The organism is Micromonospora sp. DT201, assembly GCF_049841575.1.
GTDB lineage: Bacteria > Actinomycetota > Actinomycetes > Mycobacteriales > Micromonosporaceae > Micromonospora.
Map to the genome: position 1 here is coordinate 62,639 of NZ_JBNCKP010000005.1, position 15,531 is coordinate 78,169.

Here is a 15,531-nt window from a genome sequence, read left to right on the forward strand (position 1 = left end):
ACTGTGCGGCTGACCGACTTCTGGACGCGCCTGGACGAGGCGTTCGGGCCCGGCTACGCGGCCAGCATCGCCCGCGATCAGGTGCTGTCGCAGCTCGGCGGACGGACCATCGAGCAAGCACTGGCGTCGGGGGAGCAGACGCACGTCGTGTGGAGGGCGGTCTGTGCCGCGTACCCCGATCGAGTGCCTGCTCGACTACGCTGAGCAGCCTTTTCGTCGCTTCCGCGTGTCGTTTGTCGAGTCGTACACCTGTTCGGCTATTGTCCACAGCGGGGTGCTCGTCCACAGCTCGCGGCCCGTCGGCTGGTTTTCTGTCGGACCCAGCGCCTAGCGTGTCCGCGTGACGCGAAGCTCAGCAAAGACGCCGGCGAAGGCAGGGGTGGCAACCATGGCAGCAGGGCCTGACCGGGAGAAGGCACTCGACCTTGCTCTCGCTCAGATTGACAAGCAATTCGGCAAGGGCTCGGTGATGCGACTGGGTGACCGGCCGGTCATCCAGACCGCGATCATTCCGACCGGCTCCATCGCCCTTGACGTGGCGCTGGGCATTGGCGGCCTGCCGCGCGGCCGGGTGGTCGAGATCTACGGTCCCGAGTCCAGCGGTAAGACCACGGTGGCACTGCACGCGGTGGCCAACGCCCAGCGCAACGGCGGCATCGCTGCCTTCATCGACGCCGAGCACGCGCTCGACCCGGAGTACGCGAAGGCTCTCGGCGTCGACACCGACGCGATGCTGGTCTCTCAGCCGGACACCGGCGAGCAGGCGCTGGAAATCGCGGACATGCTGATCCGCTCCGGCGCTCTGGACATCATCGTGATCGACTCGGTGGCGGCCCTGGTGCCGCGCGCCGAGATCGAGGGCGAGATGGGCGACAGCCACGTGGGCCTCCAGGCCCGGCTGATGAGCCAGGCACTGCGGAAGATCACCGGTGTGCTCAGCAACACCGGCACCACGGCGATCTTCATCAACCAGCTGCGGGAAAAGATCGGTGTCATGTTCGGCAGCCCGGAGACCACGACCGGTGGTCGGGCGCTGAAGTTCTACGCCTCGGTCCGGCTCGACGTGCGACGCATCGAGAGCCTCAAGGACGGCACCGACGTGGTCGGTAACCGCACCCGGGTCAAGGTTGTGAAGAACAAGGTCGCCGCACCGTTCAAGCAGGCCGAGTTCGACATCATGTACGGCAAGGGCATCTCGCGTGAGGGCTCGCTGATCGACGTCGGCGTGGAGCAGGCGATCATCCGCAAGTCCGGTGCGTGGTACACGTACGACGGTGACCAGCTCGGCCAGGGCAAGGAGAAGGCCCGGGAGTTCCTGAAGGAAAACCCGGACGTGGCCGCCGAGATCGAAAAGAAGATCCTGGAGAAGCTCGGCGTCGGGGTCGGCGCGAGTGACGCCGCCGGTGGCCCGGAGCTGCCGCCGGTCGACTTCTGACCGGTCGCTGACCCATGGCAGGACGACGCGCTCGTACGGGGCGGGGCTGGGATGCCAGTCCGCCTCGTACGGGCGACGCCAGCGAACCGCCCCGCCCACGCCGGGGCGGTCGGGGCCGGTCCGAGGAGGCCGGTGCCGCCGAGTCCCCGGCACCGCCTCGCGACGAGTCGGAGGTGGCCCGCGAGATCTGCCTGCGCCAGCTTGCCGTCCGGCCACGCACCCGCGCCGAGCTGGCCGGGGCGTTGGCCAAACGGGGCATCTCCGAGGAGGTTTCGGCTGAGGTGCTCGACCGGTACGACGAGGTCGGCATCATCGACGACGCGGCGTTCGCCCGGGCCTGGGTGTCCAGCCGGCACGCGGGGCGTGGCCTGGCTCGCCGGGCGCTCGCCAACGAGCTGCGCCGAAAGGGCGTCGACGGCGAGGTGGCCACCGAGGCGCTGGGTGAGCTGGACGAGGAGACCGAGGCAGACACCGCTCGTGGTCTCGTGGAGCGCAAGCTCCGCACTGCCCGAGGTGAGCCGGATGCGATCTTCCGCCGGCTGGTGGGCATGTTGGCCCGCAAGGGCTACCCGCCAGGCGTGGCGATCCGGGCAGTAAAGGACGCGCTGGCCGCGCAGAGCGCCGAGGCAGCCGAGTTCGCCGAGCAGATAGACGCCGACGCGCTCGCCGACGCCGAGGGTGAATTGGACCGCGACAACCGCTCGTCGGGGTGAGCAGCGGCGTGCGCAATCACCACGCGCAATCACCACGCGCTCCCGTCGAGGACGGGCGGCCCTTCCTCCGCGATCTTGCATTTACTGTCGCGACATAAGCGGGCATTGCGCGCATAACGCCGACCGAAACTGCAAGATCGGCGCTGGCGGGGCGGTGCGGCACGGTGCGGTGCGGTTCGGGTGGGGGGCCGTTCGCGGGCGTTGGGGTCGTAGTCGTCACAAAGTCGGCTCCGCGCATGGTGTCGCCGTCGCTGAACAGGTACGACATCCCGATCCGGGCTGGCGGCTCGCCGTGTTTGTCCGCCGGTGTCCGGCACCTCATCAGCTTTCGGTGACGGTACAACTTCGCTCCGTTCGGGGGGTTTGATCATGAGTCCTTGACCTGAGCACCCCCGGCGACCTAGCCTCGCCATACAGGCTCACATTGCCCGACCAGCGCAGGCTAAGCGCACAACATAGATCGCGTAACAGAACAGCATCACTTTGGCCGACTCCCGGCCTATGGCGGCAGATCCGGACAGGCCGGTCCGGAACGCCGCGACAACTGCACCCGGTCGCCGACGTTGCCTGCGGGCACCGCCGGTGGAGAGAGCTACCCATGGCCAGCCGCTCCGGTCGGGCGTCCACAGCCGCAGGAGTGTGCCCCCGGCACGGTCGCTGCGGTCTCGACGTTAGGGGAGGCGGCCATGGCGGGGCGGCGGCACAGGTTCACCGGTAGACCCGACGGGGTCCCGGCATGAACGCCTTCGACGTCGTGCTCCTCGCGGCAGTCCTCGTCCTCGCCGTGGTGGTGATCGGGGCCGTGCTGGTCGGCATCCGGACACTGCGCCGGGTGGGCGTCGCGCCGGCTCCGGAGGATCCCGCCTTCATCGCCGAGAAGGACCGCCAGGAGCAGTCGCTGGCCGCCCTGCGCAGCGCGGCCGACGAGGCGAACAGCACGATCGACGTGGCGAAGTCCGCGGCTGCGGCGGCCCGTACCGAGGCAGCGGCGGCGAAGGCCGAGGCGAAGGCCGCCCGTGCCGAGGCGCGTCGGGTGCTCGACGACGCCCGCGCCGAGGCGGACACCGTGCTGGAGCGCGCCCACAACCAGGCCGAGGCGGACGCCGAGCAGTTGCGGACGACGGCCCGGCGCAGCGGCGAGCGGGAGGTCGCGGTGCTCGCCGCCACCACCCGGGAGCAGGCCGCGGAGGTGGAGCGGCGGGCGGCCCGGATGGACGAGCGGGAGCGGATGCACACCGAGGAGGTGGAGCGGTTCGCCGAGCGGGAGCGGCAGCTCACCGAGGCACGTGCGGCTCTCGCGGCCCGGGAGTCCGCGCTCGCCCAGCGGGAGGCCGAGCTCACCGAGTCGGAGGAGCTGCGTCGCCGGGAGTTGGAGCGGGTCGCCGGGCTCACCGCCGACGCGGCGAGGCTGGAGCTGGTCGAGGCGATCGAGACGTCCGCCAAGCGTGAGGCGGCGCTGCTGGTACGCGACATCGAGTCCGACGCGCGCAACACCGCCGAGCAGCGGGCCCGACACATCGTGGTGGACGCGATCCAGCGGGTCGCCAGCGAGCAGACCGCGGAGAGCGTGGTCAGCGTCCTGCACCTGCCCGGTGACGAGATGAAGGGGCGGATCATCGGCCGGGAGGGGCGCAACATCCGCGCCTTCGAGTCGGTGACCGGTGTCAACCTGATCATCGACGACACCCCCGAGGCGGTGCTGCTCTCCTGTTTCGACCCGGTCCGCCGCGAGGTGGGTCGGTTGACCCTGGAGAAGCTGGTCCTGGACGGGCGGATCCACCCGCACCGGATCGAGGAGGTCTACGACCTGGCCCGGCAGGAGGTGGAGGAGCTCTGCCTCCGGGCCGCCGAGGACGCCCTGGTCGAGGTCGGCATCACCGAGATCCACCCGGAGTTGGTGGCTCTGCTCGGCCGCCTGCGCTACCGCACCTCGTACGGGCAGAACGTGCTCAAGCACCTGGTCGAGACCGCGCACATCGCCGGCATCATGGCCGCCGAACTGCGGCTGGACGTGCCCATCATCAAGCGGTCGGCGTTCCTGCACGACATCGGCAAGGCACTCACCCACGAGGTGGAGGGCAGCCACGCCATCATCGGCGCGGACCTGGCCCGCAAGTACGGCGAGCACGAGGACGTGGTGCACGCCATCGAGGCACACCACAACGAGGTGCCGCCGCAGACCATCGAGGCTGTGCTCACGCAGGCCTCCGACGCCTGCTCCGGCGGTCGGCCGGGCGCGCGTCGGGAAAGCCTGGAGGCGTACGTCAAGCGCCTGGAGCGGATCGAGGAGATCGCGGCCAGCAAGCTCGGCGTGGACAAGGTCTTCGCCATGCAGGCCGGCCGGGAAATTCGAGTGATGGTCAAGCCGGACGACGTGGACGACATCGGGGCGGCCGTGCTGGCCCGAGATGTGGCCAAGCAGATCGAGGAGGAGCTGACCTACCCGGGTCAGATTCGAGTCACCGTGGTCCGCGAGTCCCGGGTCACCGAGATCGCCCGCTGAGCCGACTCACCTGCCTGGCTTGGCGGCGGGCGGATCGCACGGCCAGTGCCGTGCAAGTCACTCCGAGGGCCAGACAAAGGAACACGATCGGGTTGACGTACGCGGGCACCAGGTCATCGGTGAGATTGTGCCCCTGTGTGCGGTGAACGTGGAGAGGGCCGCCCCGAATCGTTCGGGGCGGCCCTCTCTGGTCGGTGCGACGTGGCTCAGAGGCCGCCGCCGCCCCCGCCCTCGGCCTGGGACATCAGTGCTGCGGGCGGCGGATTCTGTGCCGGGGTGCCCGCGGTCTTGCGGCCTCTGGCGAGCCGCCGCTGCACGTACTGGGCGAGCTTCGACAGCGAGTAGTTCACCACGATGAAGAGCACGGCGATCACGACGTAGACCTGGATCGGGTTGCTCAGCGCGCCGATGATCTGCTTGCCGATGTTCAGGGTCTCCTCGTAGCTGATGATGAAACCCAGCGAGGTGTCCTTGAGCACCACGACCAACTGGCTGATCAGTGCCGGCAGCATGATCCGGAAGGCCTGCGGCAGCAGGATCATCCGGGTGGTCTGTCCCGGGGAGAGCCCGATGGCGGAGGCGGCCTCCGCCTGGCCGCCCGGCAGCCCCTCCATGCCGGAGCGGAGGATCTCGCCGATCACCACCGAGTTGTAGATGGTGAGGCCGATGACCAGATACCAGAGGTTGTCGAGGTAGAGGCCGAACTCGGGGAAGCCGCGGGCCACGAAGAAGATGGTGATCACGACGGGCAGGCCGCGGAACACCTCGACGCACACTCGGGTGACCGCCGACAGCAGCGCGCTCAGCCCGCGCAGCAGGTACGCCACCGGCGTCGCCGCACCGGTGAACCGCCGTCGGATCAGGCTCTTGAGCTGGATCCGCAGCACGGCGAGCAGCGTGCCGATCACCAGCGAGGAGACGACGGCCAGGGCTGCCGCGATCAGGGTGTTCTTGAAGCCCAGGCCGATGCGGTCCCACACCTGGGAGAAGTTCTCGTTGGAGGGGTCGATCAACGGCCCCCACAGCTCCATCGAGAACTGGCCATTCTCGTCCAAGGGCCGGTAGATCAGGAAGTACGCCCCGACGAGCACGACGAGACCGGCGACGACGCTGCTGATCAGCGTGATCCGCCGCTGACGCGGCCCGGGTACGTCGTAGAGGACGCTGGTTTGCTGACTCATCGGGCCACCGCCTGTCGCTTCTCGATCCGGTCCAGCAGGGCACCGAGCGGCACCGTCATGATCAGGTAGCCGATCGAAATGCCGATGGCGACCGGGGCGAAGGCGTAGCCCTCGGCTGAGGTGAGCTGGTCGGCGGTCTGTGACAGGTCACCGACCACTCCGAAGAAGCCGACCAGCGCCGAGTTCTTGATCATTGCGATGATCACCGAGCCGAGCGGCACGATCGAGGCCTTCCACGACTGCGGCAGCACCACGTAGCGCAGGTTCTGTCCGAAGGTCAGACCCAGCGACCGCGCGGCCTCGGCCTGGCCGGGGGACACCGCGTTCACTCCGGATCGCAGCGCCTCGCAGACGAACGCGGCGGTGTAGAGCACCAGGGCGATCAGCGCGAACCGGAAGTACGGCAGGTCCGTGCCGAGTCGGGTGAACAACGAGTCGATCACCGGGACGCGGAGGAAGTCCGCGTTGGAGCCGAGTGCCGGCAGACCGAACGCGGCGAAGAACATCACCACGGTCAGCGGCATGTTGCGGAAGACGTTCACGTAAGCGGTGCCGAGCGCGCGCAGCGGCGGCACCGGCGAGATGCGGAGCACCGCCACGAGGCCGCCCAGGATCAGGGCGCCGATCGCGGCAAGTATGCAGATCTGGAGGGTGAGCCAGAAACCACCCGCAAAGACGTCGAACTTGTCGATGAGCACGTTCACGGGTCGGTGTTCCTCCCCACCCTCCAGATCGAAGGGTCAGTAACGGTTGATGGTGGGCGCCGCGCCAAGTTCCGCGCCGAACTTGCCGGCGGTGTCGTCCCAGGCCTTCTTCCAGCTGCCGTCGGCGACCGCCTTGTCCAGCGTGTCGTTGATGAAGCTGCGGAAGTCGGCGTCCTCCTTCTTCACCCCGATGCCGTACGGCTCCTTGGTGAAGTTGCTGCCGGCCAGCTTGAAGGAGGCCTCGTCCTTGGCGATGTAGCCGAGCAGGATCACGTTGTCCGTGGTCACGGCGTCGACCTGGCCACTCTTGAGGGCGTCCCGGCACTTGTCGTAGGTGTCGAAGGGCACCAGCTGGGTGGCGACGTCCTTGACGTACTTCTTGATCTCCTCGAACGGCGTCGAGCCGGTGACCGAGCAGACCTTCTTGGTGCCGTCCTTGAACGAGTCCGGACCGGTGATGGAGCTGTCGTCCTTCTTGACCATGATGTTCTGGCCGGCCTCGTAGTACGGGCCTGCGAAGGCGATCCGCTCCTTGCGCTTGTCGTTGATCGTGTAGGTCGCGGCGACCAGGTCGACCGTGCCGTTGACGATCACGTCCTCGCGGACCTTCGAGGGGGCCTCCACCCACTCGATCTTGTCCGCGGAGATGCCCAGCTCCTTGACGATGATCTTGGCGATCTCGACGTCGAAGCCCTCCGGCTTGCCGGACAGGCCCTTCAGGCCGAAGCCAGGCTGGTCGAACTTGGTGCCGACCTTGATCTTCTGGGCCTTGTTCAGCTTCTCCATGGTGCTGCCGGCGGCGAAGGACTTGCTGCCAGCGGCGCTGCCCTCCCCGCCGTCGTCGCCACCACAAGCGGTGAGGCCGAGCGCCAGAGCGGCAACCGCGGCGACTGCCGCAACGCGCTTGATACGCATACTCTTCTCCTTTTTCAACGGAGCCCACCGAGTACGGCGCGCTCCACTACGGACGCCTAGTGCGTGAGGATCTTGGAGAGGAAGTCCCGGGCTCGCTCGCTGCGCGGGTTGGCGAAGAACTCCGCAGGCGGGGCATCCTCGACCAACTGCCCGTCGGCCATGAAGATGACCCGGTTCGCGGCGTGCCGCGCGAAGCCCATCTCGTGGGTAACCACGACCATCGTCATGCCGTCGCTGGCCAGCGAGGTCATCACGTCGAGCACCTCGCCGACCATCTCCGGGTCCAGTGCGCTGGTGGGCTCGTCGAAGAGCATCGCCTTGGGCTGCATGGCGAGCGCCCGGGCGATGGCCACCCGCTGCTGCTGACCGCCGGAGAGTTGGGCCGGGAACTTGTCGGCCTGGTTGGCGATGCCGACCCGGTCGAGCAGGGCCAGGCCGCGCTCGCGGGCAGCGGCCGGCTTCTCCTTGCGGACCTTGATCGGGCCGAGGGTGACGTTCTCCAAGATGGTCTTGTGTGCGAAGAGGTTGAAGGACTGGAAGACCATGCCCACCTCGCTGCGCAGCTTCGCGAGGGGCTTGCCCTCGGCGGGCAGCGGCTGGCCGTCGAAGGTGATGGTGCCCGAGTTGATCGGTTCCAGTCGGTTGATGGCGCGGCACAGCGTCGATTTGCCGGAGCCGGACGGGCCGATGACCACGACCACCTCGCCCCGGCCCACCGACAGTGAGACGTCGTCCAGCACGTGCAGCGGCCCGAACCACTTGTTGACCGAGTCCAGCACGATGAGCGGTTCGCCCGTCGTCACGTCGTCCACCGTCCCCTGTCGTCTAACCGGTCGGGGTCGGATGACCCCCGGTGCGGCAACTCTAGGCGGCCTGATGTGGCGGAATGCAACTCGGCGGGTCACGGAGCGGTAACACCGATCATGATCGTCGTCGGGCGTCCGATTCCGGTCACTGTGCGAGCCGGGACGGTGGCGATCGTGGTGCATTGACGAGATCATGGGGGGATGACCGAACCGGTACGCCTGACCCGTTACGCCCGCGGCGGTGGCTGCGCCTGCAAGATCCCGCCGGGCGAGCTGGAGATCATGGTGGCGGGTCTCGGCCCGGCCACCGGCACCGCGGAGTTGTTGGTCGGGTTGGACCACGGCGACGACGCGGCGGTGGTGCGTCTGGATGAGCGGACCGGCCTGGTCAGCACCGCCGACTTCTTCACGCCGGTGGTCGACGACGCGTACGACTGGGGTCGGATCGCCGCGGCCAACGCGTTGTCCGACGTGTACGCGATGGGCGGCACCCCGCTGGTGGCGCTCAACCTGCTCTGCTGGCCGCGCGACGTGCTCCCGATGGAGTTGGCCGGTGAGGTCCTGCGCGGCGGCCAGGACGTGGCCCGGGAGGCTGGCTGTCATCTGGCTGGCGGGCACAGCGTGGACGACGAGGGCCCGAAGTATGGCCTCGCCGTCACCGGCACCGTCCGACCGGAAGAGTTGATCACCCTCGACGCCGGGCGGGCCGGGGTGCCGTTGTCGCTGACGAAGCCGCTCGGTGTGGGTGTGCTGAACACCCGGCACAAGGCCACCGGTGAGAGCTTCCCGGAGGCGGTGGCCACGATGAGCGCCCTCAACTCCGATGCCGCTCGCGCGGCGGTCGCCGCCGGCATCCGCTGCGGCACTGACGTGACCGGGTTCGGGCTGCTCGGGCACGCCTCGAAGTTGGCCCGGGCGAGCCAGCTCACGGTGGCCATCGACACGGCCCGGGTGCCGTTCCTGGCCGGTGCGGCCGAGGCGCTGCGCGACGGGTACGTCAGCGGCGGCAGCCGGCGCAACCTGCAGTGGGTCACGCCCTGGACCGATTTCGGAGCTGCGGGCGAGGACGAGCGGTTGCTGCTGGCCGACGCACAGACCTCCGGTGGCCTGCTGGTCGCCGGCGAGGTGCCCGGCGCGCCCGTGGTGGGTGAGCTGTTGCCCCGCAGCGAGCACCTGGTCGTGTTGCGCTGACCGGTCGGAGGGCACGCGCGAACGTGAGGACACGCGGCGGCGGTGGTGCGGTTGGCGCACCATAGCCGATAAACTGTCACCTTCCCGCTACTCCGAGCAACGCTGCTCAGGGAAATTTTGCCCGGAATGGTCACAGACCGGTAACTTGCCCCCGGCTGGGGTCAAATGCCCCCCACCATCGTGTGTAAGGCCCGATCCGGAGGCCGGTGGGACGAACGCAGCGAGGAGGCGGAATGACCGAGCTGTGGAACTGGAGAATCGACGGGGTACGACCCGTGGAGGTCTACCCGGCGCTGGCCGAGGCGCTTGGTCGGGTGGTGATGCCGCTGGCGGTGGCCGACCCGGCCCGGCTACCGGCGTACGCCGTGGTGTGTGACGTCTGGCAGGCGCCGGGCGAGTTCGCGACGGTCGTGGATTGCTACGGGGTGCCCGAGCGGCTCCCCGAGCACGCGAGCATCGCCGCGCTCGCTCGACTGCTGGGCCGCAACTGCCTGTTGCGCGACGACACGCTCGACGCGGGCCGGCACCTGCTCGTCGCCCCGGACGGCACGGTCCGGCCGGTGCACTTCGACGTGCGGGACACCGACGACGGTGAGGTGCTCAGCAAGCGGCGGCTCTGCACCCTGGGCGACCCGGGTTGTCGGGGCTGGTCGCAGTGCCACCGCTCGCGGTGGGCACCCGACACCGTCGCCCCGGCGCTCGCCGCGGCCTGACCCTGCACGGGTCAGGCCCGGCCAGCGCCGCGCTGGTGGGTCGAGCCCTGCCGGCGATCAGCTGGACGCGGCGGCGGCCTGCCGGTCCGGGGTGCCCGATCCGGCGCCCCGCACCACCAGTTGATCGAGCAGGTCGCGCGTCGCCTGGGCCACGGCGACCACCGCGGCGTCGAACGCGGCGGCGTTGTGTGCGGCGGGCGCCCGGAAACCGGAGATCTTCCGGACGTACTGCAACGCTGCCGCCTCGACGTCCGCGTCGGTCACCTGCGGGGTGAACGGTTCACGCAGCGTCTTGATGCTCCGACACATGGGCGCTCCTCCTCTGCCGGCACCTGGGCTGCCACCCATGATGCCGGCGACTGTACCGAGGGTGACGCTGGGTCGATATTCGTCTATCCCGGTCGCGGGCCAGAGTTTTTCGAGCAGTTGCCGCCGCTCGCGCTCCCGCGCCCCGGAGACTCATTGTGGCCCATGCCCCACCCGCGCATCGTCGGCGGCGAGCCCAAGCCCCCGAAATCGCCCAGAACACATCCTTGCTGTGCGGCGTACTGCCCGTCGTGGGTGCCCGCCCTGGGCCGCCGGGTCGCTGCCGGTCGGTTGGGGTCGCCAAGCGGGCCGCTACCCTGGTAGCCCGAGGGGAAGGGGCACCAACAGGGTGGCTAGGACCTACAACGTCGTCACGTACGGCTGCCAGATGAACGTGCACGATTCCGAGCGCATCTCCGGCCTGCTTGAGCAGGCGGGATACGAGCGTGCACCCGCTGGCGACGACACCCCGGACATCGTCGTCTTCAACACCTGCGCGGTGCGGGAAAATGCCGACAACCGGCTCTACGGCAACCTCGGTCGTCTGCGCCCGGTGAAGGACAAGCACCCCGGGATGCAGATCGCGGTCGGTGGCTGCCTGGCCCAGAAGGACCGGGGTGAAATCGTTCGCAAGGCGCCCTGGGTGGACGTGGTCTTCGGCACCCACAACATCGGTGCGCTGCCGGTGCTGCTGGAGCGGGCCCGGCACAACGCCGCCGCCGAGGTGGAGATCCTGGAGTCCCTCGACGTCTTCCCCTCCACGCTGCCCACCCGCCGCGAGTCCACGTACGCCGGGTGGGTGTCGATCTCGGTGGGCTGCAACAACACCTGCACGTTCTGCATCGTGCCCGCGCTGCGCGGCAAGGAGAAGGACCGCCGGCCCGGCGACATTCTCTCCGAGGTGCGCGCCCTGGTCGACGAGGGCGTGCTGGAGGTGACCCTGCTCGGGCAGAACGTCAACTCCTACGGCGTGGAGTTCGGAGACCGCTACGCGTTCGGCAAGCTGCTGCGGGCGTGTGGTGACATCGACGGGTTGGAGCGGGTCCGGTTCACCAGCCCGCACCCGAAGGACTTCACCGACGACGTGATCGCCGCGATGGCCGAGACACCGAATGTGTGTCACTCGCTGCACATGCCGTTGCAGTCCGGCTCCGACGACGTGCTCCGGGCGATGCGCCGGTCCTACCGCTCCGAGCGCTACCTGGGGATCATCGAGAAGGTCCGGGCAGCGATGCCCGACGCGGCGATCACCACCGACATCATCGTCGGCTTCCCCGGCGAGACCGAGGCCGACTTCCAGCGCACCCTGGACGTGGTCCGTGAGGCCCGGTTCTCCTCGGCCTTCACGTTCCAGTATTCGAAGCGCCCCGGCACCCCCGCCGCGACGATGGACGGCCAGCTGCCCAAGCAGGTTGTGCAGGAGCGCTACGAGCGGCTGGTCGCATGCGTCGAGGAGATCACCTGGGCCGAGAACAAGCGGCTGGTGGGGGAGACCCTCGAGGTGCTGGTGGCGGTCGGCGAGGGCCGTAAGGACGAGCGGACCGGCCGGATGTCCGGTCGGGCCCGCGACGGTCGGTTGGTGCACTTCGCGACCGAGGCCCCCGGCGTGGAGTCGATCGCCGGCCAGATCCGGCCGGGGGACATCGTGCACACCACGATCACGTACGCCGCGCCGCATCACCTCAACGCCGACGGGGCGCCGGTGGCGCACCGACGGACCCGGGCCGGCGACGCGGCCGAGGCGGGACGCTCCCCGCGTACCCCCGGGGTGTTGCTGGGTCTGCCGACGATCGGTGCGCCGCCGGTCGCGCCGACGCCCACTGCCGGCTGCGCCACCCACTGACGAGCAGGGACGGGCCCCTTGTCGTCGCGCGACGACAAGGGGCCGCTGCGGTCAGACGGTGATCCGGCCAGCGCCGGCACCGGCCGTCACGATGGACTTGACGTTGCTCGCGGTGTCCAACTGGTAGGAGTACGGGATGCCGGCCACGCTGCCGCCGGTCTGGCCCGTGGGCGAGTTGACGAAGTGGTTGTTGCGGGCGACCAGGCTGCCGGGCCCGGAGTCACCCTCACCACGGTGGTACGGGTCGTCGACGTTCTCGAAGTAGTTGCCCTCGACGAGCACGCCGGCGTTCTTGGTGGACGCGACGCCGTAGCCACCGTTGGCGCGGTAGTAGTTGTTGTACACGTGCACCGGGTTGCCGAAGCGCACCCGCGGGTTGCGCTGGTTGCTGCCGTCGAACCAGTTGTGGTGGTAGCTCACCCGCAGGTGACCGACGTCCTGGCTGGCGTTGTCGTCGCTGTGGCCGAGCAGCATGGTCTTGTCGTGGCTGAAGACCCGGTTCCACGACACGGTGACGAAGTCCGAGCCGCGCTTGACGTCGACCGCGCCGTCGTACCCGTTGCTGAAGCTGTTGTGGTCGATCCAGATGTTGGTGGCCGACTCCTGCACGTTGATCGCGTCGTCGTTCCAGTCCCGGAAGTTCAGGTTCCGGATGATGACGTTGCGGTCACCGTTGATGTTGAGACCGCAGCCGGCGATGGTCGCGCCGGAGTTGCCGAGGATGGTCTTGTTGGACCGGACCCGCAGCATGCCCGAGCAGGAGATGGTCCCGGACACCCGGATCACCGCGGCGCCGGTGGCGTTGAGGGCGCTGGTCAGTGCCGAGGCGTTGGTGACGGTGGTCGTCGCGGCGTTGCCGCCCCCGGTGGTGCCGCCGTTCTGGGTGGCCCAACCGACCAGACCGGTCTGCGGCGGGTTGTTCGTCGGGGGCGGCGTGGACGGCGGTGGGGTGCTGGGCGGTGGCGTGCTCGGCAGCGGCGGCGTGGTCGGGGTGGTGGCACCGGTGCAGGCGACGTTGTTCAGGGTGAAGCTGGCCGGGCCGTCCTGTGCGCATGCTGCTTCCTTTCGATGAGGCGGACGGACCGTCGCGACGCCCATGCCCGTGGGCGGCGAATGTCGGCCGGGACCAGTGGTCCTCGGGCCCGCCAGTGCAGGTACGTGAAGGAAAGCGGCTCCCGCGCTCGCGCCCACCTGTGTAGAGGCAAGCGCTTTCCTGATGAAAGCATAGAAGAATCTGGATGTAAATGGCCGGGACGGCCGACGCGGTGAGCACCGGCCGTCCCGGCAGCTCAGCAGCTGACGCCGTTGAGCTTCACCGCTCCTGGCGCACTGGCGGTGCCGTTGGCGGTGAAGCCGACGGTGATCGACCCACCCGCCGGCAGGGACGGGGCATGCCCCGGGGCGGCGGCGGTGACCGTCGTGCCGGACTGGGTGACGGTGGCGTTCCAGCCACTGCCCAGCGTCACTCCGGACGGCCAACTCCAGGTGACCGACCACGGGTTCACCGCAGCCGACCCGGTGTTCTTTACGGTCACCTCGCCCTGGAAGCCGCCGGGCCAGGCGTTGACCTGCCGGTAGCTGGCGGTGCAGGCACCGGTAGGCGGCGTCGTCGGCCCGCTGGTCGGTCCGCCAGTGGTCGGTCCGCCGGTCGGTCCGCCACCGGACGGCGCGATCAGGTACGGCTGGAGGATCGCCTGCTTGGTGGTGTTGATGCTGGTCCAGTCATCCAGCGCGATGCCCCCGGTGTCACCCGAGTTGGGGTTCCACGACCAGTAGGTGAAGGACATCCCGCTGACCCCGGTGCCGGTGTACGCCATCAACCTCTCCAGCCACACCCGGTCCTTCGGGTCGGCCAGGGTGCTGCCGAACTCGCCCATCATGATCGGCGCGATGTTCTGCTTGTAGAGGTAACCCCAGTACTTGTCCCAGATGGCCGGCATGTTCGCCGGGTAGTCCGGAGCATCGAACCAGGTCTGCCGGTAGACCGAGGTGGCGTACTCGTGCGGCGAGTAGACCAACCGGTTGGCCACGCTCAGCCGTACCGGGAACTGGCCGGCCTTCGACAGGTTCCCTCCCCACCAACCGCAGTCCTCGTCGTTGCTCGGGTCGTTGTCCCAGACGTTGGAGAGGCCGCCGCTGGGGCAGCTCACCCCCTCGACGAAGATCAGCCAGTTGGGCTGGACTCCGAGGATGGCGTTCCCGGCCCGCTCGGCGGCGAGCCGCCAGTCCCGGGTGGTGTCGCCGCAGCCCCAGCACGCGCCGGTAGCCGCCGGGTTGGTCCCCTCAGCATGCGGCTCGTTGTGCAGGTCGGCACCGATCACCGTGGGGTTGCCCGCGTACCGCTGGGCGAGCATCTTCCAGTCGTTGATCCAGGTCGCCTCGGAGACCGTCGAGGTGTACCACAGCGGCGACTGTCCGGCCGCCGTCGGCCGGTGCCGGTCCAGGATGATTCGCATCCCCTTGCTGCCGGCGTAGCCGATCACCTTGTCCAGGATCTGCAACGGGGAGAGCCCAACCAGGTCCGGGTTGACGAAGTCGTTGACCCCGCTGGCGGTCGCACCCGGCTTCAACGCGTCGTTCGAGTACGGCACGCGCAGCGTGTTGTAACCCAGCCGGGCCATCGTGTCGAGCTGCCCCCGCCACGGGTTGTTCGACCACAGCCCGTGGAAGGTCTTGTTGTCGGTCTCCATGCCGAACCAGTTGATGCCGGTCAGCCGGACCGCGGCGCCAGTGCTGTCCACGATCTGGTTGCCATTGGTGCGCAAATAGCCGGTACCGGTGCCAGCGGCCACGGCCGGGCTGGTGCTGACGGCGGCGGCGAAGAACACGCCGGCCGCAACGGTGGCGAGCGCGGTCAGTGCGCCGCCGAGTGCGGTGGGACGGAACATGCGAGCTCCATTTCGGAGGTCCGGCGCCGCCCGATGACGTCGCCGGCAGGCGGCCGTCCGCACGTCACGGCCCCACAGGGGTACGCGGACAGTGCGCGACGGTCCATGTCACACGGACGTGGTCACTCGCGTAACGCACACCGACGATCCCCGACGACGTCGTACCGCCGTCAGCGCCCTCGCGCCGGTGCCCGACCTGGCTCCCGCCGCTCATTCTGATCAGCGGTTCTCAATGCGTCAACCAGCCGTCCGGCTGGCCCCGCCCCCCTCATGTCCCGCAGCCCCCGCCCCCCTCGTGTCCCGCCCCGCCCCCCGCCTCCTCGTGTCCCGCCC

At 69.1% G+C, this 15,531-nt stretch carries 15 protein-coding genes; 8 read left to right on the forward strand and 7 right to left on the reverse strand.

Going from position 1 to position 15,531, the window contains the following annotated elements:
• Window positions 1–3 precede the first annotated feature (3 nt).
• From ACLQ28_RS11960 to rny, 4 genes are all read left to right on the forward strand, one after another.
• Window positions 4–204 carry a DUF3046 domain-containing protein gene (locus ACLQ28_RS11960; RefSeq protein WP_030489422.1) on the forward strand — a complete coding sequence of 67 codons (201 nt, stop codon included), beginning with the start codon at window positions 4–6 and terminating at the stop codon, window positions 202–204.
• Between the two features lie 184 nt (window positions 205–388).
• Window positions 389–1,435: a recombinase RecA gene (gene recA, locus ACLQ28_RS11965; protein ID WP_110563317.1), complete on the forward strand. Its 1,047-nt coding sequence runs from the start codon at window positions 389–391 to the stop codon at window positions 1,433–1,435.
• A 14-nt stretch (window positions 1,436–1,449) separates the two neighbouring features.
• A complete protein-coding gene (locus ACLQ28_RS11970; RefSeq protein ID WP_425686305.1) occupies window positions 1,450–2,148 on the forward strand; it encodes a regulatory protein RecX in 699 nt (232 codons plus the stop codon).
• Between the two features lie 736 nt (window positions 2,149–2,884).
• Complete coding sequence (gene rny, locus ACLQ28_RS11975) at window positions 2,885–4,651, forward strand: ribonuclease Y (protein ID WP_425686306.1); 1,767 nt, start codon at window positions 2,885–2,887, stop codon at window positions 4,649–4,651.
• 206 nt (window positions 4,652–4,857) lie between these two features.
• Here the strand turns inward: rny and ACLQ28_RS11980 are convergent, their stop codons facing one another.
• The 4 genes from ACLQ28_RS11980 to ACLQ28_RS11995 are packed head-to-tail and all read right to left on the reverse strand — an operon-like array spanning window position 4,858 to window position 8,263.
• A complete protein-coding gene (locus tag ACLQ28_RS11980) occupies window positions 4,858–5,832 on the reverse strand; it encodes an amino acid ABC transporter permease (RefSeq protein WP_425686307.1) in 975 nt (324 codons plus the stop codon).
• A complete protein-coding gene (locus tag ACLQ28_RS11985) occupies window positions 5,829–6,536 on the reverse strand; it encodes an amino acid ABC transporter permease (protein WP_425686308.1) in 708 nt (235 codons plus the stop codon). Before ACLQ28_RS11985 ends, ACLQ28_RS11980 begins: the two co-directional genes overlap by 4 nt.
• A gap of 36 nt (window positions 6,537–6,572) precedes the next feature.
• Window positions 6,573–7,451 carry a glutamate ABC transporter substrate-binding protein gene (locus ACLQ28_RS11990; protein WP_425686309.1) on the reverse strand — a complete coding sequence of 293 codons (879 nt, stop codon included), beginning with the start codon at window positions 7,449–7,451 and terminating at the stop codon, window positions 6,573–6,575.
• A gap of 56 nt (window positions 7,452–7,507) precedes the next feature.
• Window positions 7,508–8,263 carry an amino acid ABC transporter ATP-binding protein gene (locus ACLQ28_RS11995; protein WP_110563325.1) on the reverse strand — a complete coding sequence of 252 codons (756 nt, stop codon included), beginning with the start codon at window positions 8,261–8,263 and terminating at the stop codon, window positions 7,508–7,510.
• A 195-nt stretch (window positions 8,264–8,458) separates the two neighbouring features.
• Between ACLQ28_RS11995 and selD the strand changes: the two genes are divergently transcribed.
• A complete protein-coding gene (gene selD, locus ACLQ28_RS12000; RefSeq protein WP_425686310.1) occupies window positions 8,459–9,448 on the forward strand; it encodes a selenide, water dikinase SelD in 990 nt (329 codons plus the stop codon).
• A gap of 233 nt (window positions 9,449–9,681) precedes the next feature.
• A complete protein-coding gene (locus tag ACLQ28_RS12005; RefSeq protein ID WP_425686311.1) occupies window positions 9,682–10,161 on the forward strand; it encodes a hypothetical protein in 480 nt (159 codons plus the stop codon).
• Between the two features lie 57 nt (window positions 10,162–10,218).
• Here ACLQ28_RS12005 and ACLQ28_RS12010 read toward each other — a convergent pair whose 3' ends face one another.
• Window positions 10,219–10,470, reverse strand: a complete 252-nt coding sequence (locus ACLQ28_RS12010; RefSeq protein ID WP_425686312.1) for a DUF2277 family protein — start codon at window positions 10,468–10,470, stop codon at window positions 10,219–10,221.
• A 346-nt stretch (window positions 10,471–10,816) separates the two neighbouring features.
• Here ACLQ28_RS12010 and miaB point away from each other — a divergent pair, with 346 nt between their 5' ends.
• Entirely contained in the window at window positions 10,817–12,310 is a 1,494-nt protein-coding gene (gene miaB / locus ACLQ28_RS12015) for a tRNA (N6-isopentenyl adenosine(37)-C2)-methylthiotransferase MiaB (RefSeq protein ID WP_425686313.1), read from the forward strand.
• 51 nt (window positions 12,311–12,361) lie between these two features.
• On the opposite strand, the gene ACLQ28_RS12020 is transcribed toward miaB, so the two are convergent.
• Window positions 12,362–13,087: a pectate lyase family protein gene (locus ACLQ28_RS12020; RefSeq protein WP_425686314.1), complete on the reverse strand. Its 726-nt coding sequence runs from the start codon at window positions 13,085–13,087 to the stop codon at window positions 12,362–12,364.
• Here ACLQ28_RS12020 and ACLQ28_RS12025 point away from each other — a divergent pair.
• The gene (locus ACLQ28_RS12025; RefSeq protein WP_425686315.1) at window positions 13,059–13,382 is read left to right on the forward strand and encodes a hypothetical protein; all 324 of its coding nucleotides are present in this window, start codon (window positions 13,059–13,061) and stop codon (window positions 13,380–13,382) included. The two genes, ACLQ28_RS12020 and ACLQ28_RS12025, sit on opposite strands and share 29 nt — an antisense overlap.
• A 217-nt stretch (window positions 13,383–13,599) precedes the next feature.
• Here the strand turns inward: ACLQ28_RS12025 and ACLQ28_RS12030 are convergent, their stop codons facing one another.
• Window positions 13,600–15,198, reverse strand: a complete 1,599-nt coding sequence (locus ACLQ28_RS12030) for a cellulase family glycosylhydrolase (RefSeq protein ID WP_425686316.1) — start codon at window positions 15,196–15,198, stop codon at window positions 13,600–13,602.
• Window positions 15,199–15,531 lie beyond the last annotated feature (333 nt).